At 68.2% G+C, this 24,744-nt stretch carries 21 protein-coding genes; 12 read left to right on the top strand and 9 right to left on the bottom strand.

What is annotated here, in order from left to right; translation table 11 throughout:
• The first annotated feature begins 22 nt into the window (after positions 1–22).
• Complete coding sequence (gene ligD / locus AC5RVV_RS01075) at positions 23–1,045, top strand: non-homologous end-joining DNA ligase (RefSeq protein WP_493999605.1); 1,023 nt, start codon at positions 23–25, stop codon at positions 1,043–1,045.
• 51 nt (positions 1,046–1,096) lie between these two features.
• Here ligD and AC5RVV_RS01080 read toward each other — a convergent pair whose 3' ends face one another.
• Together AC5RVV_RS01080 and AC5RVV_RS01085 are read right to left on the bottom strand one after the other, a co-directional pair.
• Positions 1,097–1,717, bottom strand: coding sequence for an L-threonylcarbamoyladenylate synthase (locus AC5RVV_RS01080; protein WP_493999606.1), 621 nt, complete (start codon positions 1,715–1,717; stop codon positions 1,097–1,099).
• A gap of 65 nt (positions 1,718–1,782) precedes the next feature.
• Positions 1,783–2,142 (bottom strand): nuclear transport factor 2 family protein, encoded by a 360-nt coding sequence (locus AC5RVV_RS01085; protein ID WP_493999607.1) that lies wholly within the window; start codon positions 2,140–2,142, stop codon positions 1,783–1,785.
• A gap of 136 nt (positions 2,143–2,278) precedes the next feature.
• Here AC5RVV_RS01085 and AC5RVV_RS01090 point away from each other — a divergent pair, with 136 nt between their 5' ends.
• Together AC5RVV_RS01090 and AC5RVV_RS01095 are read left to right on the top strand one after the other, a co-directional pair.
• On the top strand, positions 2,279–2,827 hold the full coding sequence (locus AC5RVV_RS01090) for a dihydrofolate reductase family protein (protein WP_493999608.1): 549 nt from the start codon (positions 2,279–2,281) through the stop codon (positions 2,825–2,827).
• A gap of 533 nt (positions 2,828–3,360) precedes the next feature.
• Positions 3,361–5,031, top strand: coding sequence for an HNH endonuclease (locus tag AC5RVV_RS01095; RefSeq protein WP_493999609.1), 1,671 nt, complete (start codon positions 3,361–3,363; stop codon positions 5,029–5,031).
• 117 nt (positions 5,032–5,148) lie between these two features.
• Here the strand turns inward: AC5RVV_RS01095 and AC5RVV_RS01100 are convergent, their stop codons facing one another.
• Positions 5,149–5,658, bottom strand: coding sequence for a hotdog fold thioesterase (locus AC5RVV_RS01100; protein WP_493999610.1), 510 nt, complete (start codon positions 5,656–5,658; stop codon positions 5,149–5,151).
• Here AC5RVV_RS01100 and polA point away from each other — a divergent pair.
• The 4 genes from polA to AC5RVV_RS01120 all read left to right on the top strand — a co-directional run bounded on the left by polA (position 5,657) and on the right by AC5RVV_RS01120 (position 12,150).
• Positions 5,657–8,431, top strand: a complete 2,775-nt coding sequence (gene polA, locus AC5RVV_RS01105; protein ID WP_493999611.1) for a DNA polymerase I — start codon at positions 5,657–5,659, stop codon at positions 8,429–8,431. The two genes, AC5RVV_RS01100 and polA, sit on opposite strands and share 2 nt — an antisense overlap.
• Positions 8,432–8,539: 108 nt before the next feature.
• Complete coding sequence (locus tag AC5RVV_RS01110; RefSeq protein ID WP_493999612.1) at positions 8,540–9,850, top strand: GNAT family N-acetyltransferase; 1,311 nt, start codon at positions 8,540–8,542, stop codon at positions 9,848–9,850.
• 287 nt (positions 9,851–10,137) lie between these two features.
• On the top strand, positions 10,138–11,610 hold the full coding sequence (gene rpsA, locus AC5RVV_RS01115) for a 30S ribosomal protein S1 (protein ID WP_493980210.1): 1,473 nt from the start codon (positions 10,138–10,140) through the stop codon (positions 11,608–11,610).
• A 231-nt stretch (positions 11,611–11,841) separates the two neighbouring features.
• Positions 11,842–12,150 (top strand): PRC-barrel domain-containing protein, encoded by a 309-nt coding sequence (locus AC5RVV_RS01120; RefSeq protein ID WP_493999613.1) that lies wholly within the window; start codon positions 11,842–11,844, stop codon positions 12,148–12,150.
• Between the two features lie 54 nt (positions 12,151–12,204).
• Here AC5RVV_RS01120 and AC5RVV_RS01125 read toward each other — a convergent pair whose 3' ends face one another.
• Together AC5RVV_RS01125 and AC5RVV_RS01130 are read right to left on the bottom strand one after the other, a co-directional pair.
• Positions 12,205–13,338, bottom strand: a complete 1,134-nt coding sequence (locus AC5RVV_RS01125) for a class I SAM-dependent methyltransferase (protein WP_493999614.1) — start codon at positions 13,336–13,338, stop codon at positions 12,205–12,207.
• Positions 13,331–14,005 (bottom strand): IMPACT family protein, encoded by a 675-nt coding sequence (locus AC5RVV_RS01130; protein WP_493999615.1) that lies wholly within the window; start codon positions 14,003–14,005, stop codon positions 13,331–13,333. Before AC5RVV_RS01130 ends, AC5RVV_RS01125 begins: the two co-directional genes overlap by 8 nt.
• A gap of 117 nt (positions 14,006–14,122) precedes the next feature.
• On the opposite strand from AC5RVV_RS01130, the gene AC5RVV_RS01135 reads away from it, so the two are divergent.
• Positions 14,123–14,356, top strand: a complete 234-nt coding sequence (locus AC5RVV_RS01135; RefSeq protein ID WP_493999616.1) for a DUF6480 family protein — start codon at positions 14,123–14,125, stop codon at positions 14,354–14,356.
• A 248-nt stretch (positions 14,357–14,604) separates the two neighbouring features.
• Entirely contained in the window at positions 14,605–15,816 is a 1,212-nt protein-coding gene (gene coaE / locus AC5RVV_RS01140; protein WP_493999617.1) for a dephospho-CoA kinase, read from the top strand.
• Between the two features lie 11 nt (positions 15,817–15,827).
• On the opposite strand, the gene AC5RVV_RS01145 is transcribed toward coaE, so the two are convergent.
• Positions 15,828–16,661, bottom strand: a complete 834-nt coding sequence (locus AC5RVV_RS01145) for a VOC family protein (RefSeq protein WP_493999618.1) — start codon at positions 16,659–16,661, stop codon at positions 15,828–15,830.
• A gap of 161 nt (positions 16,662–16,822) precedes the next feature.
• On the opposite strand from AC5RVV_RS01145, the gene uvrB reads away from it, so the two are divergent.
• From uvrB to AC5RVV_RS01160, 3 genes are all read left to right on the top strand, one after another.
• Positions 16,823–18,919: an excinuclease ABC subunit UvrB gene (uvrB, locus tag AC5RVV_RS01150; protein WP_493999619.1), complete on the top strand. Its 2,097-nt coding sequence runs from the start codon at positions 16,823–16,825 to the stop codon at positions 18,917–18,919.
• A gap of 259 nt (positions 18,920–19,178) precedes the next feature.
• Positions 19,179–20,318 carry a TerC/Alx family metal homeostasis membrane protein gene (locus AC5RVV_RS01155; protein WP_493999620.1) on the top strand — a complete coding sequence of 380 codons (1,140 nt, stop codon included), beginning with the start codon at positions 19,179–19,181 and terminating at the stop codon, positions 20,316–20,318.
• Positions 20,319–20,357: 39 nt separating this feature from the next.
• Positions 20,358–21,608, top strand: a complete 1,251-nt coding sequence (locus AC5RVV_RS01160) for an MFS transporter (protein ID WP_493999621.1) — start codon at positions 20,358–20,360, stop codon at positions 21,606–21,608.
• 54 nt (positions 21,609–21,662) lie between these two features.
• Here AC5RVV_RS01160 and AC5RVV_RS01165 read toward each other — a convergent pair whose 3' ends face one another.
• From AC5RVV_RS01165 to AC5RVV_RS01175, 3 genes are read right to left on the bottom strand one after another with little or no spacing between them, the layout of a single operon-like run.
• The gene (locus tag AC5RVV_RS01165) at positions 21,663–22,919 is read right to left on the bottom strand and encodes an alpha/beta fold hydrolase (protein WP_494001249.1); all 1,257 of its coding nucleotides are present in this window, start codon (positions 22,917–22,919) and stop codon (positions 21,663–21,665) included.
• A gap of 38 nt (positions 22,920–22,957) precedes the next feature.
• Positions 22,958–23,452 carry a GNAT family N-acetyltransferase gene (locus AC5RVV_RS01170; protein ID WP_493999622.1) on the bottom strand — a complete coding sequence of 165 codons (495 nt, stop codon included), beginning with the start codon at positions 23,450–23,452 and terminating at the stop codon, positions 22,958–22,960.
• A gap of 29 nt (positions 23,453–23,481) precedes the next feature.
• A complete protein-coding gene (locus AC5RVV_RS01175) occupies positions 23,482–24,660 on the bottom strand; it encodes a zinc-dependent alcohol dehydrogenase (RefSeq protein ID WP_493999623.1) in 1,179 nt (392 codons plus the stop codon).
• Positions 24,661–24,744 lie beyond the last annotated feature (84 nt).

The raw sequence follows: 24,744 nt of genomic DNA on the forward strand, positions 1-24,744 counted from the left end.
GTGTGTGTGTTTAGGTGTTCCCATGGCCAGCGAACAGACAACGCTGACGGTCGACGGACCGCACGGCGAGCGCGAGGTGCGCATTTCCAGCCCGAGCCGGGTGATGTGGCCCGAACTCGGGATCACCAAACTGGATCTGGCGCGCTACATCGCGGAGGTTGGCGAGGCCTTCGTCCGCGCCAACGGCGACCGGCCGGTGTCCTTGCAACGGTTCTCGAACGGGGTCGACGGCGAGCAGTTCTTCTCGAAGAATCCGCCCAAGGGTGCGCCTGACTTCGTGCGGTCGGTGATGGTGGTGTATCCGAGCGCCCGGTCGCACCCGCAACTGGTCCTCGACGAGCCCGCCGCGGCGGTGTGGGCGGTGCAGATGAACACCGTGGTGTTCCACCCGTGGCCCTCGCGCGCGGGGAACTCCGACAACCCGGACCAGCTTCGCATCGACCTGGACCCGCAGCCGGGGACCTCGTTCGACGACGCCATCCCGGTGGCGATCGAACTGCGGTCGGTGCTGGCGGCGGCCGGACTCAACGCGTTCATCAAGACCTCCGGAAACCGCGGGCTGCACATGTTCGCGCCGATCGAGCCGACGCACGAATTCCTGGACGTGCGCCACGCCGTCATCGCCGCGGCGCGGGAGATCGAGCGGCGGATGCCGAAACAAGTGACGACGTCGTGGTGGAAGGAGGAGCGCGGGGAGCGGATCTTCGTGGACTTCAACCAGGCCAACCGCGACCGGACCATGGCGGGTGCCTACAGCCCGCGGGCCCTGCCGAACGCGGCGGTGTCCTGCCCCATCGCATGGGACGAACTCGAAACGGCCGACCCGAAGAACTTCACGATCGCCACGGTTCCGGACAGGCTGAAGACTACCGGCGACCCGTGGTCCCGCATGCATGATGAGCCGGGCAAGATCGACGTCCTGCTCCAGTGGTGGGAACGCGACCTCGCCGCCGGCCTGGGGGAGATGCCCTTCCCGCCCGACTATCCGAAGATGCCGGGCGAGCCGCCGCGGGTGCAGCCCAGCCGGGCGCGCAAGAAGGACTAGCGGCCCGCCAACCTGACGGATACCGCCCTGGGCGACCGCCGCCCCTGGCCCCTATTCGAACCGGGACGGGTCCCCGGCCCCGTAACGGACCACTTCGGCAGTGCCGCCGGAAAAGTCGACGACCGTGGAGGGCTCGGACCCGCAGTCGCCGCCATCCACCACGGCGTCCACCACATGGTCGAGCCGGTCCTTGATTTCCCAGCCCTGGGTCAGCGGTTCCTCCTCGTCCGGCAGCAGCAGTGTGCTGGAGAGCAGCGGCTCGCCCAGTTCCGCCAGGATTGCCTGCGCGACGTTGTTCGCCGGAATGCGGACGCCCACGGTCTTCTTCTTCGGATGCATTAGCCGGCGGGGAACCTCCGCGGTGGCCGGCAGAATGAAGGTGTAGCTTCCCGGCGTCACGGCCTTGATGCTGCGGAAAACCTTGTTGTCGACGTGCACGAACTGGCCCAGCTGGGCAAAGTCCTTGCAGACCAAGGTGAAGTGGTGCTTGTTGTCGAGCCGGCGAATGGTCCGGATCCGTTCCAGGGCGTCCTTGTTGCCCAGCTGCGCACCGAAGGCATAACAAGAGTCGGTCGGGTACACGATCAGCGCGTCCGACCGGACAAGGTCAACGATCTGGCCGATCGACCGCGGCTGGGGATCCTGGGGGTGTACGTCGAAGTATCTCGCCATTCCCCGAGCTTACGGCCACGGGCGCGGTTGATGCATGAGCGGAGCATCCTGTCCGGGCCTCGGTCTCAGGAAGGGACCGACTGGTCCATCCACCACTCGGTGAAGTGGGTTGCCCGGCCTTCGCCGTTCAACCGGATCACCCACAGATTGCTGTAGGTGCGTCCGTCCCGGTAGGCAGTCGTTCCCTCCACCACGGAGACGTCGTCGGTCACGGCGACTTCGTGCCACTCGAAGGTCGCCGCGCCGGGCTCATCCTTGCGGGCCAGCCACTGCTGGACAATGCTGTCCCGACCGCGCCACGGGTCCGTCCACGGCTCCGGCCGGTACTCGGCGTCGTCGGTAAACAGGGCTCCGATCTGATCCGGGTCATTGGTCTCCCACGCCTGCCGGTAAGCGGTGATCCACGCCGCCGTCTTCCCCTCCATCCCACCGTTGTACAGTGGCGGCCGCAGGCCGACAACCCCGGAGTACCCGCGGGCCGCTGCCTCCGACAACCCAGCATTTCCCGCGGGCCGCATGCCACGCTTCCGCTGGTTGAACCCGCTGGCTAGCATGGGGCCCATGGCCCGGACTATCTACTACGTCGGCAGCTCGGTGGATGGGTATATCGCCGACCGCAGCAACAAGCTCGACTGGCTCACGCAATTCAACGACGCCGCCGGCGTCCAGGACAGCTTCGAAACCTTCATGCAGCGCATAGGGTCCATCGTCATGGGCTCCGAGACGTACAAGTTCGTGCTGGAGCAGGCACCGGAGGCATGGCCCTACGGCTCAACACCCACCTGGGTTTTCACGCATCACGAACTGCCAGGCATCCCCGGAGCAGACATCACGTTTGTGCGAGGTGACGTGGGTATCTTCCACCATGACATCTGCGCCGATGCCGGCGAGAAAGACGTGTGGCTGGTCGGCGGAGGACAACTTGCCGCCCAGTACGCGTCGGCGGGCCTGCTGGACGAACTCATCCTGACGTTGGTGCCGGTAATGCTGGGCGGAGGACAACCGCTGCTACCGGTTACCAGCACGACGGCGCCGGCCCGGCTTCGCGGCAGCCGCACCTTGGGCGACTTGGTAGAGATGCACTACGACCTCAATCCGGTGGCGGTCTAGCCTCGCGCCTGCGCGGGCCCCCGCGCGGTCCTGCTGCAACCATAACTACGGCCCTCCAGCCCAGCGGCGCGCCTTGCGCCCGGACGCTCGGGCCTCCGCCTTCCCCCATGTCGTCCTCCGGCGTCCCTGCACCGCCTGTGTCCCTGCTCGACGATCCAAATTCACGGCCCGATACCACTCATCCGCGGCTTTCGGCGGGGAATTTCTGCATCGCCCGAAACTGTCAGTGGCGGCGGATAGCCTGTTTTCAGTAGCAGTTGAGCACCATCGTTGGCCGCCGGGTAGTGGGTTTGCCGGCGGCGTCTGCGGATCCGTGCAGGGTTCGTGACCGCTTTTAGTCGAAGCCATGCAGTAAGCATGCTGAAGATTGAGACGCTGAGATGTTTGATCCGGCCGTACCCGATCCTCCCGCCGCAGCAGCGCCTGCCGCAGGACCTGTCGGAGACCCGTCTGCCCCAGCCCGGTCTGCCGTAACGTCGTCTGCCGCAACCGGGGACGCCGCAGCATCTCCCGCCGCAGCAGTGCTTGCGCCGGTGTCACCTGCCGGCAGCGGTTTGTTGCGGGGCGCCGGGCCGGTGGCGGCTCCGCTGGATTCTGCCGGTGTTCGGGCTGCGGCCGTTGCCCTCGAGGGCATCGACGTGGGCGGGCCGGAGCGGGAGTTGGTGGAGGAGCTTACGGCGCTGGAGGGTTTGAAGGCTGCCGCGGCGGCCGCGCAGGCCAGGGTGCAGGTCGCGTTGGAGAAGTCGGTGCGTGCCCGCCGTGCCTGCGCCGGGATCCCGAAAGACCGGCAGGGCGCCGGGGTGGCCGCCCAGATCGGGTTGGCCCGGCGCGAGTCCCCGCACCGTGCCGCGGTCCTGCTGAACCTGTCCCGGACCCTGGTCACACAGATGCCGCACACCCTGGCCGCCCTGGCCGCGGGGGACCTGAACGAATACCGGGCCGAGATCCTGGCCCAGAAGACCGGCTGCCTGTCCCGGGAGCACCGCGCCCGGGTGGACCGGGAACTGGCCGGGAACCGGGAGCGGTTGCACGGGTTGGGGAACCGGGCGGTGCGGGCCGAAGCCAAGCGCCTGGCCTACCGGCTCGATCCCCGCTCGGTGGTGGGCCGGGCGGCGAAGGCCGAAGCGGACCGGCATGTGTCCTCCCGGCCCGAGCCGGACACGATGGTCTCGGTCCGGACCCTGCTGCCGGTGGTCCAGGGGGTGGCGGTGATGGCTGCCCTGCACCGGGAAGCGGACCGGCTGCGCAGCACGGGCGACCCCCGGTCGCGGGGCCAGCTGATGGCCGATACCGTGTTCGAACGGGTCACCGGCCGCAGCACCGCTGACCCGGCCCGGCTGGAAATCCAGTTGGTGATGACCGACCGCGCCCTGCTGCGGGGTGAGGCCGAACCGGCCTGGCTGACCGGGCACGGCATCGTCCCGGCCGGTTACGCCCGCAACCTCACCCGCCCGCCGCAACCGCAGGCACCACCGGCAACCATCGGCGGGGACAGCCCGCCCGGGCAGAAGGCGCCGCCGGCCGGGACCGAGCCGGGGTGGAAGACCGCCCGCGAGCAGGCCCCACGCACCAAGGTATTGCAACAGGTTAGCGTGGAGGACGTCTGGGTCCGCCGCCTCTACACCGCCCCGGGAACCGGGCAGCTGTTGGGGATGGACTCGGCCGCACGGAGATTCCCCGACGGGATGCGCCGGATGATCCACGCCCGCGACGCGGTCTGCGCAAGGCCCTGGTGCGACGCCCCGATCCGGCACATCGACCACATCGTGCCCTGGACGCAGGGCGGTAAAACGACGATGGCCAACGGCCAGGGACTGTGCGAACAATGCAACCAGTCAAAGGAAGCCGAAGGCTGGTCCAGCCGCCCTGTTGATGGACCCCACCACACGGTGGAAACCATCACCCCCACCGGACACACCTACACCTCCACCCCGCCACCACTACCAGGCACCCCGCCAACCGGAGCGTCAGAGACCGATAAGGCCAGAACCGAGACGGTGCCGCCGGGCACAGTGATGTCGGCCGCAGGGACCGCCCAGCCATCCTTGGCATCGAGCGCAGAAATCATTCACGGCGCGTTGGCCGCTGCCGCGGCGAACAGCGATGACGACGCCGACGACGGTGCCCGGCGGAGCGCCTGCACTGCGGGCGGTTGGGCAGTAGTGAAAATTCCGAGGGACAAGCTCGCCCCGTCGGCCGCCTAAATTGCCAGCACAAGAGGGAGTGGCGCTGACCAGCGCAAGGGGGAGTGGCGCTGACGCCGATCCCAGCAGTGCGCCGATCTGGCCTCCGGGCTTGCGGGCCAGGGTTTCGAAGAGTGCCTACCCGTTGTCGCGGATCAAATTGGTGATCCGCGCGGTGGAGAGGCGCCGCCCGTCCTCATCGGTCATCACGACTTCGTGCACGGTCAGCGAACGCCCCAGCTGGATGGCCGTCGCAGTGCCGGTGACCAGTCCCGAGGAGACGGAGCGGTGATGGCTGGCGCCGACTTCGATGCCGACCGCGTGTCGGCCGGCGCCCGCGTGCAAAGACGCCGCGAAGGACCCCAGCGTTTCGGCCAGCACCACATGCGCGCCGCCATGCAGGATGCCCGCCACTTGGGTATTTCCTTCCACCGGCATCGTTGCCACCATGCGCTGCGGGGTCATCTCGCTGAAAACGATGCCCATCTTCACCACGAGCGATCCCACCCCGGTGTGTATCAGCCACCGGTGCAAGTGTTCCGGGACACCGGCGTCGACCAGTTCGGCGATCGTGGCCGCGGCCGTGGCCGGAAGCGCGCCCTGCGAGTGTCCCGCAGCACTGTCGCCGGGTGTGAATTTGTCGCTCATGGGAACTAGGCTGGCAGGTGTGAGTGAAACTAACAAACCGGCAGCAGCGACCGCGACAGTAGAGGCGGAGGGAGCCCCCGTTTCCGGCCCGGAGAGCGAAGCATCGGGGCCAAAGCGCCTGCTGCTGATCGATGGCCACTCGATGGCGTTCCGCGCGTTCTACGCCCTGCCGGTGGAAAACTTCTCCACGGATACCGGCCAGCACACGAATGCCGTCTACGGTTTCACCTCCATGCTGATCAAGATGATCGAGCAGCGCGAACCGACCCACATCGCCGTGGCGTTTGACCTGGACACTCCCACCTTCCGCACCGAGGAGTATTCCGAGTACAAGGGCGGCCGTAACAAAACGCCCGAGGAATTCCACGGCCAGGTGGACCTGATCGTCAAGGTGATGGAGGCGATGCAGATCCCCACCGTCACCTTGGACGGATACGAGGCCGACGACGTCATCGCCACCCTGAGCGAGCGGGCGGAGAAGTCCGGCTGGGAGGTTCTGGTGGTGTCCGGGGACCGGGACGCGTTCCAGCTCATCACGGACAAAGTCACCGTGCTGTACCCGAAGAAGGGCATCAGCGACATCCCGCCGATGGACGCCGACGCGGTCGAAGCCAAGTACTTCGTCCGGCCGGAGCGGTATGCCGATCTCGCCGCGCTCGTCGGTGAGACCGCCGACAACCTTCCCGGCGTCCCCGGCGTGGGCCCAAAGACCGCGGCCAAGTGGATCAACCTCTACGGCGGCGTCGAAGGCATCCTGGAGAACCTGGATTCGATCGGCGGCAAGGTCGGCGAGGCGCTCCGGGCCAATGTCGATTCGGTCAAGCGCAACCGCCGGCTGAACCACCTGCTCCGGGACCTGGACCTGCCCGTGAAGCTGGAGCACATGGTGCTGCAGCACCCCGACCGGACCGCCATCGAGGAACTCTTCGATGCGCTCCAGTTCAACACCCTGCGCAAGCGGCTCTTCGACCTTTTCGGCGAGGAGGACGCCGTCCGCGAGACGGAGGTCAATGCCCCCTCCCACACGGTGGTCACCGATGCGGCCGCCCTGAAGGAATGGCTGGAGGAGACCAACCAGCACAACGTTGCCCTGCAGTTGGTGGCCGAAACCGCGGAAGGCGGGGACGACGCCGTCGGGCTGGCCCTGGTGGCCCACGCCCAGGCCGCCTACGTGCCGCTGACTTCGCTGGACGCCGACGCCGAGCAGTTGCTGGCACACTGGCTGTCCGACCTTGACGCACCGAAGGTCGTCCACGACTTCAAGTACGCCTACAAGGTTCTCTCGCGGCGCGGGTTCGAGCTGTTGGGCGTCGTCGACGACACCGCGATTTCGGCGTATCTCATCCAGCCGGACCGGCGCAGCTACGAACTGGCGGACCTGGCCCAGTACCACCTGAAGATGTCCGTGGCGGCCCCCGAAGCAGCGGCGAACGGGCAGTTGGAGCTCGGCCTGTCCGAGGATGACAAGGCCGGACCGGCCGTCGTGCAGGCCTTCGCCGCGCTGCAGCTGAGCGAACACTTCGCCGGACAACTGGTGGATCGCGGCGCCAACCAGCTGTTGGGCGGGCTTGACCTGCCCCTGTCGCTGGTATTGGCGCGGATGGAACTGGACGGCATTGCCGTGGATGCCGGCGCGCTGGACCGGCTGGTGGACGACTTCACCGTGACCATCGACGCTGCCAGCTCGGCGGCCTTCGGCATCATCGGCAAGGAAATCAACCTGGGCTCGCCCAAGCAGTTGCAGACGGTGTTGTTCGAGGAGCTGGGGCTGCCGAAGACCAAGAAGATCAAGACTGGTTATTCGACCGACGCCGATGCGCTCAACGACCTGTTCGCCAAGACGGGCAACGAATTCCTGGTCCAGCTGCTGGCCTATCGCGATGCTTCAAAGCTGCGGCAGACGGTGGAAGGCCTCCGCAAGACCGTGGCGGAGGATGGGCGGATCCATACCACCTACGCGCAGACGGTGGCCGCCACCGGCAGGCTCTCCTCCATCAACCCGAACCTGCAGAACATCCCGGTCCGGTCGGAGGCCGGCCGGCGCATCCGGGAAGCGTTCGTCGTCGGCGAGGGCTACGAGCTGCTTCTGACCGCCGACTATTCGCAGATCGAAATGCGCATCATGGCCCACCTGTCCGGAGACGAAGGCCTGATCGAGGCATTCCGCTCGGGCGAGGACCTGCACCGGTTTGTCGGCGCGCACATCTTCGGGGTCGCGCCCGAGGACGTCACCAGCGAGATGCGCGCCAAGGTCAAGGCCATGTCCTACGGCCTGGTGTACGGGCTGAGTTCGTTCGGGCTGTCCAAGCAGCTGAACATCTCCGTGGACGAGGCGCGGACGCTGATGAAGGAATACTTCTCGCGGTTCGGCGCCGTCCGCGATTATCTGCGGGGAGTGGTGGACAAGGCCAGGGTGGACGGGTTCACCTCGACGATCGAAGGCCGCCGCCGCTACCTGCCGGACCTGGCCAGCGACAACCGCCAGCTGCGCGAGATGTCGGAGCGGGCCGCGCTGAACGCGCCCATCCAGGGATCGGCGGCGGACATCATCAAGAAGGCCATGCTTGGCGTCTCGGAGGAGCTGCGCCACCAGGGACTGAAGTCCCGGATGCTGCTGCAGGTCCACGACGAACTCGTGCTCGAAGTAGCGGCGGGGGAGCGGGAACAGGTGGAGAAGTTGGTGCGCGCCCAAATGGGCGGCGCCGCGGAACTGACCGTGCCGTTGGACGTGTCCGTCGGCGTCGGCGCCAACTGGCAGGAAGCCGGACACTAGACACGTCCAGCCTCCAGTGTCCCCGGCACGCGGAGACGGTGACGGTTCTGTGCGATGGCTGCGGCTCCCTCTGGTGGACCGGGGGAGGTGCCGCTAGGCTCGTAGATCGTGACCACGCGCACCCAGGAAACCCGCCAGGACATCCGCATCGACCGGTTTGCCGCCGGGCTCGACGGCGACCGGCCCGACGCCAGGACCCTCGGCTGGTTCGAAGCGGTCAGGTTCGGGTTCCACGACGGCAAGCCCGATGCCTCCGACATCGCCGCCTACGCCCGGGTCTACGGGATGGACCAGCGAATCCTGTGGGGTGCCTACGACGACACGCAGCGCCCTGGCGTGTGGGACCCCCAAGTACCTGTCGCTACCTACGCCACCATGGTCAACACCCTGAACGTGGGCGGCGGGCAGCTGCTGGACACCCACCTGATCACCGCGGTGACGGTCCGGGCGACGCATCGGCGCCGCGGCCTGCTGCGACGGATGATCACCGACGACCTGAAGCAGGCGGCCGGCCGGGGACTCGCGATGGCGGCGCTCACCGCTTCCGAGGCCACCATCTACGGACGCTTCGGGTTTGGCGCGGCGACGTTCATCCGCGAAGTGGAAATCGATGCCCGCGAACGGTTCGGGCTGCGCGCCGCGGCGACGGGGACGATGGAGTTGGCCGACCCGGCTTCGCTCCAGGACCTGGCGCCGGAAATATTTAACGGGTTCCATACCCGGACCCCTGGCTCGGTCGGACGCCAGGCCAGTTACCCCTTCCGCGTCTCGGGCCGCTGGAGCGAGGACAAGGCGTCGGAAGACAAGTTGCTGCGAGCGGCCGTCCATTACGACGGCGAGGGCCGGCCGGACGGCTATGTCAGCTACCGCTTTGCCGGCTGGGACAGCAAGCCCTACACCGTGAAAGTGGCTGATTTGGTTGCCGCCGGACAGGATGCGTACGTTGAGTTGTGGCGTTACCTCGGGTCGCTGGACCTGGTGGAACGGATCAAGTTCCCGCTCGGGCCGGTGGAAGATCCGCTGGCGTGGGGACTGGCGGACAGCCGCGGCTACGAGGTGGCGGCGGTCGAAGATGTGTTGTGGCTGCGCGTGCTGGACCCGGTAGCGGCCCTCCAAGCCAGGCCGTACCTGCACGACGGCTCGTGCACACTGCGGATCACCGATCCGCTGGACATCTGCGGCGGCGCCTACCGGCTGACCGTCAAGGATGGCCGGGGAGTGGTCGACGTGCTGCCGGAGGACGCGGACGTCGACGCCACAGTGCCCGTGGATTCCCTGGGGTCGCTCTATCTGGGCGGAGTCCGGGCGCGGACCCTGGCGGCGGGCGGCCACTTCTCCGGTACGTCAGCGGAGGCAGTGTCCAGGATGGACCGACTCTTCGCAACGGACACCGCTCCGTATTGCATCACGCATTTTTGACCCTTCCGGGAGAGGGGCCGCGGGCACATTTTCGGCGTGCACCTGCGCCTTGACGGGGCGAGTCGCTTTGCCGGGATTGGCGCGACCAGTTAGACTTATTGGGCGCGTAATGCGTATGGAGAGCCCTTCGGTGAAGGGCAGGCTCCATGAGCTTCACCAAAACACATCAGTCCGTTTCCGTAAACGGCAATGCATCCCTTGTGCTGCAGCGGTTCAATGCTGCTGCGCGCCGGGAAGCAGGGCAGCAGCGGAACTCAGAAAACTATCCACATCGGAGCCCCTACTACATGACCATCACCTCCACCGAGAAGCCCGGTACCCCGCAGGTCGCCATCAACGACATCGGTACCGCTGAAGACTTCCTCGCAGCCGTCGACGCGACCATCAAGTACTTCAATGATGGCGATCTGGTCGAAGGCACTGTCGTCAAGGTTGACCGCGACGAAGTCCTGCTCGACATCGGTTACAAGACCGAAGGTGTCATCCCCTCCCGCGAGCTTTCCATCAAGCACGACGTCGACCCGGGCGAAGTTGTCTCCGTCGGCGACGAGGTCGAAGCCCTGGTGCTGACCAAGGAAGACAAGGAAGGCCGCCTGATCCTGTCCAAGAAGCGTGCTCAGTACGAGCGCGCCTGGGGCGACATCGAGAAGGTCAAGGAAGAGGACGGCGTTGTTACCGGCACCGTCATCGAGGTTGTTAAGGGTGGCCTGATCCTCGACATCGGCCTGCGCGGCTTCCTGCCCGCGTCCCTCGTCGAGATGCGCCGCGTGCGCGACCTGGCTCCGTACATCGGCCAGCAGATCGAAGCGAAGATCATCGAGCTGGACAAGAACCGCAACAACGTTGTGCTGTCCCGCCGTGCATGGCTCGAGCAGACCCAGTCCGAGGTCCGCTCCACCTTCCTCAACAAGCTCGAGAAGGGCCAGGTCCGTCCGGGCGTCGTCTCCTCGATCGTCAACTTCGGTGCCTTCGTGGACCTGGGCGGCGTCGACGGCCTGGTGCACGTCTCCGAGCTGTCCTGGAAGCACATCGACCACCCGTCCGAGGTCGTCGAGGTTGGCCAGGAAGTCACCGTCGAGGTGCTCGAGGTGGACCTGGACCGCGAGCGCGTGTCCCTGTCCCTGAAGGCCACCCAGGAAGACCCGTGGCAGACCTTCGCCCGCACCCATGCCCTGGGCCAGATCGTCCCGGGCAAGGTCACCAAGCTGGTTCCGTTCGGTGCGTTCGTCCGCGTCGAAGACGGCATCGAGGGCCTGGTCCACATCTCCGAGCTGGCCGTGCGCCACGTGGAGCTGGCCGAGCAGGTCGTCTCCGTCAACGACGAGGTCTTCGTCAAGGTCATCGACATCGACCTGGAACGCCGCCGCATCTCGCTGTCCCTGAAGCAGGCCAACGAGGGCGTCGATCCGGAGGGCTCCGAGTTCGACCCGGCCCTGTACGGCATGGCTGCCGAGTACGACGAGCAGGGCAACTACAAGTACCCGGAGGGCTTCGACCCGGAGACCAACGAGTGGCTCGAAGGCTACGAGGCGCAGCGCGCCGCGTGGGAGCAGCAGTACGCCGACGCCCAGGCGCGCTGGGAAGCCCACAAGAAGCAGGTTGCTGCCTCCATGGCAGAGGAAGCCGAGGCTCCGAGCGAGTCCGAGGCCGCACCGACCAGCTACTCCTCCGACGCCCCGGCGGCTCCGGCCTCCAGCGGCGGCACCCTGGCTTCCGACGAAGCCCTGGCTGCACTGCGTGAGAAGCTGACCGGCCAGTAACAACGGCCCTCGACGCCGGGGCAACCGGGCATCGCTGACTGAGGAACCCCCGCACCCCAGGGTGCGGGGGTTCCGCCGTCTCCGGCGCCTTTCCCTAAGCGCCGGAAGACCGTCGCTGCGCGGCCGGTGCCCGCCCCGGGGTTGCTGCGGTCCTTGCCCGGTGCTGGCGTGGGATTTAGGGTGAGGAAAGTACGCACACCCACGCAGGCCGTTGGCCGGAATGGAGAAAACATGGCAGAAAAAGTCGACATTCACGCCTTGCAGCGATCCACAGTGTGGGACAGCGAGCAGCAAAAACTGGGCGTAGTGGGGCAGGTCCACCAGGATCCGGCGACCGGAACCATCACCTGGCTCACGGTTGGCCTGGGCCTGGCCGACACCCGCGAAAAGTTCGTGCCGGTCGCCGGAGCCCGCATCGAGTCGCGCGACGTGTATGTCGCCTACAGCCATGACACCATCAAGGACTCGCCCTCGCCGGACGCGTCCGACAGCCTCACCCCGGAGGAAGAGGCCGAGTTACGCAGGTACTACGGGACCTAGGGCTGCTCGGCCGGCGAAACGGCAGCAGACGCCCAGGCACGCGGGAGCCGCTCCTCAGCGCCGTGTGCTGACGGTGACCGTGAACTTGGAGTTCCTCGCCACCTGCCGGGTGGGACCCACGAGCCGGTTCAGCGCCGGCTTGTAGGCCAGGTGGCTGTTCCAGACAGTCCAGAGTTCCCCGGCCGGCCCCAGCACCCGCCCGGCGTCGGCGAAGAGCTTCAGCGCGATGCCCGCGTGCACGGCGTTGCCAATGTGGAACGGCGGGTTGAGCACCACCAGCTGCTCGGAGGCCGCCGGCAGGGTGGACAGCGCATCGTCCCGGCAAACCTGCACGCGGTCCGCCACGGCGTTTGCTTCCGCCGTTGCACGTGCCGACGCGACGGCGGAGGCCGACTGGTCGGTTGCAAGCACCCGCATGCCCGGGCGTGAGAGGGCCAGATAGGCGGCGATGGATCCGTTGCCGCAACCGAGATCGACGGCGCGGTCCGCCTGCCGGGCGCCCGCCAACAAGGGCAGCAGGAACCGTGTACCGGGATCCAGCTTGGGCCCGCCGAAGGTGCCGCCGAAGGCAAGCAGCCGCAGCGGAACCGGCAGCCCGACGTCGTGCTCTTCCGCGAGGGGAAAGCGCCCGCCCGTCGCCGGCAGCGGACCCGTGGCCGTGAGCACGCGTGCCTTCTGCCGCGCCAGCCCCGCGGTCACGGAAGAGAAGGAGGCGCCGAGCACGGAATTCATCGCGGTGGTCATGTGCTTGACGCGCCCGCCCGCCAGTACGGTGACGCCCGGCGAGGCGGCCGCCGCGATACAGCCGGCGATCTCCTCCAGCGCATCCAGCGCGCGGGGCAACTGCAGCAGCACGAGCAGTGCGTCGTCGAACGCCGCCGGTTCCAGCAGGACATTCCGGTAGCCTGCCAGTCCCATCCGCGCGGCGTTGTTGGCCAGGGCCCGCTCGGAGCTGAGCGGGTCCTGAATCACGCGCATGCCCTGCTTGCCGGCTGCCGCGAGGGCCAGCGTCAGCGCCCCGTAGTGGTCGTTGACGACCGTGATCCGGCTGCCGTCCACGCCGTCCAACAGGGGCGCGGCGGTGTCCAGGAGCAACCTGTCCGCCGCGTCGTAGGCGAAGAGGTTGTCAGCCTCCACATCCGGCCAGCGCCGGAGGTCGGAAAAATCGAACGCGGGCCGCTCAGTCAAGGTCCACCCATTTCGTGCCCAGCGGCTCCGCGCCCGGACCACCCGAGGTCAGCGCGGCAAGCTGCTCCTCGAACCGGGAAATGACCGCCGGCTCGTCGTCGATCGCCAGGCTGATCCGGACCCCGTCGGCACCGTACTCGCTGCCAAGCACCACGGTGCCCGCCGCGCGCAGGTCATTTTCCAAACGCCCGGCGTGGGCATGCGCCGCCGGCACCGCGAACAGGCGCATCCGGCGCCGCCGGACCAGCGGCGCGGCCGCCACGGCCTGCGACACCGACTCCGAATAGGCCCGCACCAGTCCTCCGGCTCCTAGCAGGATGCCCCCGAAATAGCGGACGACGACGGCCGCGACGTCGCTGAGGTCCGTCACCCCCGGCGCCGTCTCGCGTTTGAGCAGGGCCTCCAGCATGGGCGCCCCGGCCGTGCCGGCGGGCTCGCCGTCGTCGTTGGAGCGCTGGACGCCCCGGTCCGGGCCCAGCAGGAAGGCACTGCAGTGGTGCCGGGCGTCGTGGAATTCGCGGCGCAGCTCCGCGACCAGGCCGCGGGCCTCTTGCTCAGTTTCCACCCGCCGCAGCACCGTGATGAACCTCGAGCGTTTGATTTCGATCTCGTGCCGGTGCTCGCCGGCTACCGTGGTGTAGCTGCTGCCGGGGGACGGGGGAACCATAGGATCCAGCCTAGTGCGCCCGCCCGGTCCCTTGTCCGGGGGGCTCACGCGTGCCTAGTGTGGGTGTACAGGGCCGCGCCCGCGGTGCGGCCGGAAAGCGCAACGAACGGCGGAACCATGGCGAAAAACCAACCGGAATTCGACCCCCGTGTTTCAGGCGGAAAGGGCCACGGCCCGGCCGCGCCTGAGGGCGTCAACGAAGGCCGGGTCTCGGCCGACCAAGGCGACTCGGCCAACCCCGATCCCGAGAGCCAGAACATCACCGGACTGGAACCCGGCGGTGGCGTTCCGCCCGGAGAAACGCCGCCCGCCGAAGACCAGATGAGCGCAGACCAAGGGCACGAGGAGTAGCGGGCCCGGGCACCAAAGCCCGGGGAGGCAGGGCACCGAGGCCCCGGAGGCAGGGCATCGAGGCCCGCGGAGGCAGGACGCGGGCGGGCCGGTGCCCGGGGCAGGACGCGGGCGGGCCGGTGCCCGGGGCAGGACGCGGGCGGGCCGGTGCCCGGGCAGGACGCGGGCGGGCCGGTGCCCGGGCAGGACGCAGCACGTTGGGCCCGCGGTGGCGCGGCGCCTGTCCGCGTGCTGGCTAGACTAAGGCCGTGCTCAGAATCGGACTCACCGGAGGCATCGCCGCCGGAAAATCGCTGGCTGCCCGGCGGCTGGCCGAGCTCGGCGCCACCCTCATCGACGCCGATGCCATCGCCCGGGAAGTGGTAGAGCCCGGCACCGACGGCCTGCGCGCCGTCGTCGACGCGTTCGGCCCCGGGATCCTCACGGCCGACGGCCGGCTTGACCGTCCGGCGCTCGGTGCCCTGGTCTTCAACGATCCCGAACACCGCGAGCGCCTGAACGGGATCGTGCACCCGCTGGTCCGCGCCACCGCTGCCGCGCGGGCGGCGGCGGCGGGCGAGGGCGCCATCCTGGTGCAGGACATCCCGCTGCTGGTGGAAACCGGACAGAGCCCCTCCTTCCACCTGGTGCTGGTGATCGATGCGCCCGAAGCCGAGCGGCTGCGGCGCATGGTGGAGGACCGCGGCATGAGCGAAACCGACGCCCGCTCCCGCATCGCCGCCCAGGCCTCCCCGGCCGAACGCCGGGCCGCCGCCGACGTCGTGCTGGAAAACAACGGCAGCCGGGAGGAATTGTCAGCGGCGCTGGACGCGCTCTGGGCGGAACGCCTGATGCCCTTCAACCGCAACCTCTTGGCCGGGCGGCTGGCTCCGCGCACAGGCCCGCCGGTCTTGCTCGACCCCCAGCCACACTGGCCCACGCAGGCAGCCCTGCTCGCGGCGCGGATCAGCCGCACCGACCCGCGCATCCTTGCCGTCGACCATGTTGGTTCGACCGCCGTTCCGGGGCTGCCGGCCAAGGACGTGCTGGACCTGCAGGTGACCGTGGGCAGCCTGGACGACGCCGACACCGCCGCGGACGCACTCGCGGCCGCCGGCTTCCCGCGCTGGCCCGGCACCTGGCGCGACACCCCGAGACCACAGCACCCGGAGCCCGGGGACTGGCAGAAAAGACTGCACGGCAACGCCGACCCGGGCCGCGCCGTCAACGTCCACATCCGGGCAGCAGGTTCCCCGGGGTGGCGCTACGCCCTGCTGTTCCGGGACTGGCTGCGGGCCAACCCCCGCGCGGCTGCGGCCTATCTGGCCGAGAAGCGTCGGCTCGCCGGCCTGCATGCGTCCGACCCCTCCACCGGCGCCTACGCACGTGCGAAGGACGACTGGTTCAGCCGGACGGCCGATCCGCAGATGAACGAATGGGCCCGGGACACCGGGTGGAAACCGCCCGCCGTCGGCAGCTAGCGGCGCCGGCCTCACCCCGTGGACGGGGCGAACTGGCTGGCGGTGAACACGGCGCCCTGCGGGTCCCGGATCAGGGCATCCCGGGTCCAGTCGGACGTGGTTTGGCCAAGCACCGTCCCGCCCCGGCGTTCAGCCTCGGCGGCGGTCTCGTCGCGGTCGGCGACCGTGAACGCCACGTGCCAGTGTGCCGTCTCGCCGGGCTGCAGGCCCGTGAGCCACCCGATGGCATCGGCGAATCCCGGCGGGACGTTGATGCCCGACTGGCGCTCGCGGATGCCGGGATCACTGGTCGCCTGCAGGTGGTCGCCATAGCCGGGGACGCGAATCATGCTGCCGAAACCGACGTCGTCGAAGCGCCAGCCGAAGACCTCTCCGTAGAAGGCCGACGCTGCGGCGGGATCGGCGGCGTGCAGGTCGCTGAAGTTCCAGGCGCCCGGCATATTGACCGCCTGGGCACCCGGCCGGTTCCGCGCCTGCCAGAGCCGGAACGGGACGCCGGCCGGATCCGCACACAGCGTCGCCCGGCCGCCGTCACCTGCGTCGGCCGGGCCGGAGAGCACCTGACCGCCCGCGGAGCGGATCCTCTCCGCCGCCGCCTCCGAGTCCAGGACGGCGACGTACGTGTTCCACGCGGGGGTGGCGCCCGCCGTGCCCTCGCCGAGGCCGGCAACGTCCCGGCCGTCGAGCCTGGCGATCACATAGCGCGGAGATACACCCGGCGGAGTGGCATCGGCGAAGGTCCAGCCGAAGATCCCGCCATAGAAGTCCTTGGCCGCCTCAAGATCGCGGTGTTCGACGTCGATCCACGACGTCACACCCTCGGGATAGGTCCGGACGAGGTCCATGGCGTGCCTTCCGTTCGTCGTCGGCTGCACCCACAGATTTACCGCACGCGGCGGGTACCGGGCAATGGTCAGGGGCAAGGCGCGGGCCGATCCGCTGCCCGGGTTAGGCCCAGAGCGATTCCGGACCCACCCTGACCGCAATCGGGTCTACCGTTAACCTCATGAGTCTTGCGCAGGACATCAAACGCGTTGTGGCGCCCTTCGAAGTGGTCAGCGAATTCCAGCCGGCCGGCGACCAGCCGGCCGCCATCGCGGAACTGACCCAACGGATCCAGGCGGGCGAGAAGGACATCGTGCTGCTCGGCGCCACCGGCACCGGCAAGTCCGCCACCACCGCCTGGCTGGTGGAAAAGGTCCAGCGGCCCACGCTGGTGCTGGTGCAGAACAAGACCCTCGCCGCCCAGCTCGCCAACGAGTTCCGCGAGCTGCTGCCGAACAACGCCGTGGAGTACTTCGTTTCCTACTACGACTACTACCAGCCGGAAGCCTACGTGGCACAGACGGATACCTTCATCGAGAAGGACTCCTCCATCAACGAGGAAGTCGAACGTTTGCGCCACTCGGCGACGAACGCGCTGCTGACCCGGCGCGACGTCATCGTGGTGGCCACCGTGTCCTGCATCTACGGTCTGGGCACGCCGGAAGAATACATCTCGGGCATGGTCACGCTCCGTAAAGGCGCGGAAATGAACCGGGACGACATGCTGCGCCGGTTCGTCGCCATGCAATATGCCCGCAACGACATCGACTTCCACCGGGGCACGTTCCGGGTCCGGGGCGACACCGTGGAGATTATTCCGATGTACGAGGAACTGGCCGTGCGGATCGAGTTCTTCGGGGACGAAATCGAGAACATCCAGACGCTGCATCCCGTTACCGGGGAGATCATCCGCGAGGAGACTGAAATGTACGTCTTCCCGGCGTCGCACTATGTGGCCGGTGAGGACCGGATGAGCCGGGCGATCAGGGACATCGAGGACGAACTGCGCGACCGGCTGCAGGTCCTCGAGTCGCAGAACAAGCTGGTGGAGGCGCAGCGGCTGCGGATGCGCACCACCTATGACCTCGAAATGATGCAGCAGATGGGGTTCTGCAACGGCATCGAGAACTACTCGCGGCATATCGACGGCCGCGGTTCGGGCACCGCGCCGCACTGCCTGCTGGATTACTTCCCGGACGACTTCCTGCTGGTAATCGACGAATCGCACGTTACTGTGCCGCAGATCGGCGCGATGTACGAGGGCGACATGTCCCGCAAGCGCAATCTGGTGGACTACGGTTTCCGCCTGCCGTCCGCGATGGACAACCGGCCGCTGAAGTGGGACGAGTTCCTGGAACGGATCGGCCAGACCGTCTACCTCTCCGCCACGCCGGGCAAGTACGAGCTGTCCAAGTCCGACGGCTATGTCCAGCAGATCATCCGGCCCACGGGCCTGGTGGACCCCGAGGTCATCGTCAAGCCGACCAAGGGCCAGATCGACGACCTGCTGGGCGAGATCAATGCGCGCGTGGAGCGCAACGAACGCGTCCTGGTCACCACGTTGACCAAGCGGATGGCCGAGGACCTCACCGACTACCTGAACGAGCACGGCGTGAAGGTCCAGTACCTGCACTCCGACGTGGACACCCTCCGCCGGGTCGAACTGCTCCGCGAGCTGCGGATGGGCACGTTCGACGTGCTGGTGGGCATCAACCTGCTGCGCGAGGGCCTGGACCTGCCGGAGGTCTCGCTGGTCGCCATCCTGGACGCGGACAAGGAAGGCTTCCTGCGCAGCAGCACCTCGCTGATCCAGACCATCGGCCGTGCCGCCCGCAACGTGTCGGGGCAGGTGCACATGTACGCGGACAAGATCACCGACTCGATGGCCAAGGCGATCGAGGAGACGAACCGCCGCCGGGAGATCCAGGTCGCGCACAACAAGAAACACGGAGTGGACCCGCAGCCCCTGCGGAAGCGGATCGCCGACATCACCGACCAGTTGGCCCGCGAGGACGCCGACACCCAGCAACTTCTCAAGGAGTTCGACTACGGCAAGGGCAAGCGGGGGTTGTCCGCCGCCGTGCCCAAGGACAAGATCCGCCGCGACGTCCTGGCTGCGGCACCGGCCGAGGATTTGGGCGAGCTGATCGCCCAGATGACTGAGCAGATGCACGCCGCCGCGGCGGAGCTGCAGTTTGAGCTGGCTGCCCGGCTGCGCGACGAGGTCTCCGACCTGAAGAAGGACCTCCGGCAGATGCGCGCCGCGGGCCACGCCTAGGCCCTCAACAGCTGCCGCTCGGACTTCCGGCGGTGAAACGACGACGGCGGTGCGCACCCGCCGTCGTGTCGCGCACCTGCGCTACACTTGACCGAGCGTAGGGGAGTATCCCGAACACTGTGGACGTCAACACGCGGGGCATCGACGCCCCGCCGGGCGCAGTGGCCTGGCCGCAGAGCGGCAGGCGGAGAGACTTGCGGCGAACACTCGCACCCGCGCACCGCACCCGCGCGGCATCTTCTGTGAAAGGCAAGGTTCCGTGTCGGACCAATTATCGCTGTCCTTTGAGATCACGTCCTTCGTGGTCCTGGGCGCCATCCTGCTGTTCGACCTGCTGTACGTGGTCAAGCGGCCGCACGAGCCGTCCATGAAGGAAGCCGGCCTCTGGGTCGGTTTCTACGTCACCCTGGCGCTGATCTTCGCGGGCATGCTGTTCTGGCAGGCCGGCCCCGACTATGGCCAGGAATTCGTGGCGGGCTGGATCACCGAATACAGCCTCAGCGTGGACAACCTGTTTGTCTTCATCATCATCATGGCCAGGTTCTCCGTGCCGAGGAAGTACCAGCAGGAAGTGCTGATGTTCGGCATCATCATCGCGCTGATCCTGCGGGGCATCTTCATCTTGCTGGGCGCGACGCTGATCGCCCAGTTCAGCTGGGTCTTCTACATCTTCGGGGCGTTCCTGCTCTGGACCGCCTGGAAGCAGGCAACAGACTCGGGCGAGGACGAGGAAGAGGGCTCCGAGTCCGGGCTGATTTCCCGGCTGACCAAGAAGTTGCCGGTCAGCGAGCACTACGACGGCAACAAGCTGCGGACCACGGTCGACGGCAAGCGCCTGTTCACCCCCATGGTCATGGTCTTCATCACCATCGGCATGACCGACCTGTTGTTCGCGGTTGACTCCATTCCGGCGATCTTCGGCCTCACCCAGAGCGCGTTCATCGTCTTCACGGCGAACATCTTCGCGCTGATGGGTCTGCGCCAGCTTTACTTCCTATTGGGCGGCCTGATGGACCGCCTGGTCTACCTCAAGCACGGGCTGTCGGTCATCCTGGCCTTTATCGGCGTGAAGCTGATCTTCCACGCGCTGCACGAGAACGAGTTGCCGTTCATCAACGGCGGCCAGCACGTCGAGTGGGTCCCGGAGATCAGCACCCAGCTGTCGCTCGGAGTGATCATCGGCACCCTGGTGGTCGCCACGGTGGCCAGCCTGCTCAGCCCGGCCGGCCGTCAGGCAGCCATCGATGCGCGGCTGGCGAAGGACGCCGAGCGCGCAAGGGCCGACAGCGAGGCCGCAAGGGCCGACAGCGAGGCCGCCCGGGCCGACGCCGAGCCGGCCCGGTCCAACGCTGAGCGCGTCCAGTCGGAGGCTGAGCGCGCCAAGTCCGACACCGAGTAACGGCGGTTTAACCGGTTGCAGGTCGACTAGGATCGGCGTGTGACCCAGCAACCAGACGCGGCGCTGAACGCAGACCCTCGCACGAGGGCCGTTCAGCGCCGCGTCGTTGTTTCCCTGTCCCTGGCCCAGCTGTTCAGCGGCTTGGGCCACGGCGCCGGGCTGGCCATCGGCTCGCTGCTGGCCGTGGAGCTCACCGGCAGCGAGGCCCTGGCGGGAACGTCCACGATGGCGATAGCACTGGCGGGCGCCCTGCTGGGTTCGGCGTTGATGGCGCTGGCACCGGTCACCGGATCCTTTGCGGTGCTGCTGGCCGGCTCCGCCCTCTTGGGGGTCGGCAACGCGGCCAACCTGCAGGCCCGTTTCGCGGCGGTGGACCTGGCCGTGCCACAGCATCGCGGCCGGGACCTGGCCTTCGTGGTCTGGTCCATCACGGTCGGTGCCGTGGCCGGCCCCAACCTGATCCGCCCGGGCGCCGAATTGGGCGCTGCGCTCGGGTTGCCCGAATCCTCCGGACCATTCCTGTTCTCGATGGCGGGCATGGCCATCGGCGCGGCGCTGCTGCTGGTGGGCCTGCGGCCGGACCCGTTGGGCTATGCGCGCGCACGCGGCGGCGGGGAAGCCCTACCGGTCAACCGCCGCGGAACCCTGCGGACGGGCGTGGCGGCGATCCGGCACCATCCCATGGCCGCGCTCGGATTGGCGTGCGTGGTGGGCGCCCAGCTGGTGATGGTAGCGGTGATGTCCATGACGCCCGTGCACCTGCAGGCGCTGGACCATGCCGGCGGGCACCAGCACAGCCAGACAGACACGTTCGCCATCATCGGCTTCACGATCTCGCTGCACCTGGCCGGCATGTACGCACTCTCGCCGCTGATGGGCTGGCTGACCGACCGGCTGGGACGAACCCGCACCATAGCGGCCGGGCAACTGGTCCTCCTGGCCGCGACGGCGCTGGCCGGGTTGGGACAGCAGGACACGTGGCTGGTGGGTGCCGGTCTGGTGTTGCTGGGCCTGGGGTGGTCGGCCTCGGTGATTGCCGGCTCCACGCTGTTGGCCGAGTCGGTGCCGGAGTCCGGCCGCGTGCCGGCCCAAGGCCTGTCCGACACGCTGATGGGCGCCGCCGGGGCCATGGGGGCAGCCCTGTCCGGCCCGCTGCTGGCCGCCCTGGGGTTCGGCGGCCTGAACGCGGCGGCCGCCGTCGTTGCCTGCGTCTTGCTGGCGATGGCTTTCGCCGCCCGCAGCCGGGGCATCCCGGCAGGCGTGGGTGTCGGCGACAGGAGCCCATCGTGAGCCATCGGGTAAAAGCGCATTCGGGCACGTTTGCCGGGCCGTGAGGGACGGCAGTCAGCCCCGGACCATGCCGAGCAGGCGCCGGAAGACGGCCTCGCCGTCGTCCGCAATGCCGTCGTGATGGAACTCACCGGTTTCCCAGACCTGCAGCCCCTTCACCCGCGCGGCCGTTTCCAGGGACAGGCCGCGCTCCACGTAAATGTCGTCGCGATAGACGGCCGCGGCGGCGGGGACGTCGTTCCCGGCCAGCCGGTCGGCGTCGTAGAGCGCCGGCCAGTCCGACTTCGCCGCCAGCAGCTCGGCCACCTCCCGCAGCGGCACCAGGGCCGGGTCCTGCTCGAAGTACCAGGGATAGACCATCTCGCCGGTGAGCAGCGGCTCGTCCGCCTCCGGGGCGAACTGCGGGAACTCCCGGAGCACGCGCCACGCCGCCCACCCGGTCGCTTCGCCCTGAGCATAGATGGATTCGTGCATCAGGGCATAGAGGGGGTTGGAAGCACGGCCCGCCAGCGCGGAGACCTGCTCAAGGAAGGTATCCGAGAGCCGCCGGCCGGACGGCGTCGGGACAAAGGCGTCCTCCAGCAGGTAGTGCAGGGCGTCGATCCGGGTGTTGCCGCCCAAAAACGACCCGGCCATCTGAAACCGGCCGGTGGTCAGTCGCTCGCCGGACGGCAGGTACTCGGGCACCGATTCCAGGTGTCGTGCGACGGCGGTGACCCGGGCCCGGTCTTCCGGGTAGCGGGCGAAGTATTCCCGGTTGCGTGCTTCCACCCGGGGAAACGTGGCCCGGTAGACCTGCTCGGCTCCTCCCGCCAGCGGGGCCAGGCCGCCGGTGATCAGCACTTCCCGCAGCCCCTCGGGTGCGAGGGAGAGGTAGGTCAGCGCACAGAAGCCGCCGTAGCTCTGCCCGAAGATGCTCCACGGTCCGCTGCCGAGCTCCTGCCGGATCAGCTCGGCGTCACGCACGATCGAGTCCGCACGGAAATGGCACAGGAAGGCCGCCTGCGCCGCCGCGTCGCCGCGCAACGGCAGCGTCTGCCGGTTCACGGGGGAGGAGAGGCCGGTGCCGCGCTGGTCCAGCATGAGGATGCGGAAGGTCTTGGCCGCCTCCTTCATCCAGCCGGACAACGACGTCACCCGGTTGCCTCGGCCGCCGGGCCCGCCCTGCAGGAACAGCAGCCACGGCAGACGCGCCGCGGCGCCGTCGTCGTGTTCCAGGGATGAATACTCGCGGGCGAAGATCTCGAGGGTTTCGCCGTCCGGATCCGCATGGTCGAGCGGCACGTCAAAGAAATACCCGGCCGTCCGCATGCCGCGGATGCGGTGCGTTCCGGTCACTCGGTGTCCGGTCACGGGTGCACCCGGCCGGCGCCCGAGCCGAACGAGGCGAGGGCGTCGCCGGCCAGCCGGAACGTCGACCATTCCTCCTGCATCCGGGCGCCGAGGCTGCGGTAGAAGTCGATGGACGGGCGGTTCCAGTTCAGTACCGCCCACTCCACCCGGGCGTACCCCGACGCCACCGCGTGGCTGGCCAACGTCTGCAGCAGGGCCTTGCCGTAGCCGCGTCCGCGGGCCTCGGGCCGTACATACAGGTCCTCCAAATAGATGCCGTGCACACCCTCCCACGTGGAAAAGTTCCGGAACCAGAGGGCGAAACCCTGCACACCGCCGTCGTCTTCCGCCACGTGCGCGAAGACCGACGGCCGGGCCGAAAACAGGGCGTGCCGCAGCTGTTCGGGCGTGGTTTTGACCGCGTCCGGTTCCTTCTCGTACACGGCCAGGTCGCGGATCAGGTCGAGGATAACGGGGACATCGGCTTCGTCGGCCGGGCGGATCACAGACATGACAAAAGCCTAGCGTCCCGGAGCGGGCGCTACGGCTTGAGCACCACCTTGATGCAGCCGTCGTCCTTCTTCTGGAATTTCTCGTACATTTCCGGGGCCTGAGCCAGCGGGGCCGTGTGCGTGACCAGGTCGCCGACGCCGAGCGGATCCGCCGGATCAGCCGCCAGCGGCAGCACATCGTCGATCCAGCGCCGGACGTTGCACTGGCCCATCCGCAGCGTGACCTGCTTGTCGAAGAGCGTCAGCATCGGCATGGGGTCGGCCTGGCCGGCGTAGACGCCGGACAGCGAGATGGTGCCGCCGCGGGCCACGGCGTCGATCGCGGCGTGCAGGACGGAGAGGCGGTCCAGCCCTGCCGTCGACATCAGCTTCCTGGCCACGGGGTCGGGGAGGAGTCCGACGGCGAATTGCGCGGTGGCCGCCGCGGTCGCGCCGTGCGCCTCCATGCCGACGGCGTCGACCACCGACTCCGGACCGCGGCCCCGGGTCGCGTCGCGCAGTTCGTCGGCGATCTTTGGTCCCCACATCAGGGTCTCGATGCCGTGCCTGCGGGCCATTTCCAGCCGCTCCGGAACAAGGTCGATCCCGATCACGCGGTGGCCCAGATGGCGGCCGATGCGGGCGGCGAACTGGCCGACCGGCCCGAGCCCGAAAACCGCCAGCGTGCCGCCGTCGGGAACCTGGGCGTAGGCCACCGCCTGCCACGCGGTCGGGAGGATGTCGGAGAGGAACAGGTATTGCTCGTCCGGCGCCTGGCTGTCCTCGATCTTGATGGGGCCGTAGTCCGCGTGCGGGACGCGCAGGAACTCGGCCTGCCCGCCCGGAACCGAGCCGTAGAGCTCGGTGTAGCCGAACAGTGCGGCACCTGAACCCTTGTCCTTGACCTGCGTGGTTTCGCACTGCGACTGCAACCCCCGGCTGCACATGTGGCAGCGCCCGCACGCGATGTTGAAGGGAACCACCACCCGGTCGCCGGGCTTGAGCCCCGGCACGGCGCTTCCGGTCTCCTCGACGATCCCCATGGGTTCATGGCCCAGGACGTCGCCGGGCGACAGGAACGGGCCAAACAGCTCGTAGAGGTGCAGATCGGATCCGCAGATGGCGGTGGAGGTCACCCTGATGATGGCGTCCGTGGGTTCCCGCAGCACCGGGTCCGGAACCTGCTCGACGCTCAGCTTCCGTTTGCCTTGCCAGGTCAGTGCTTTCACGCTTGTCCCCCTGTCGCGCCGCCCGGGGGAGCGCAGGCCGCGCCCCCCGGAAGGTAAGTGTGCTTACCACCCTAGGGTCGCCGC

The sequence above is a fragment of the Arthrobacter sp. MDT2-34-1 genome (assembly GCF_059091365.1).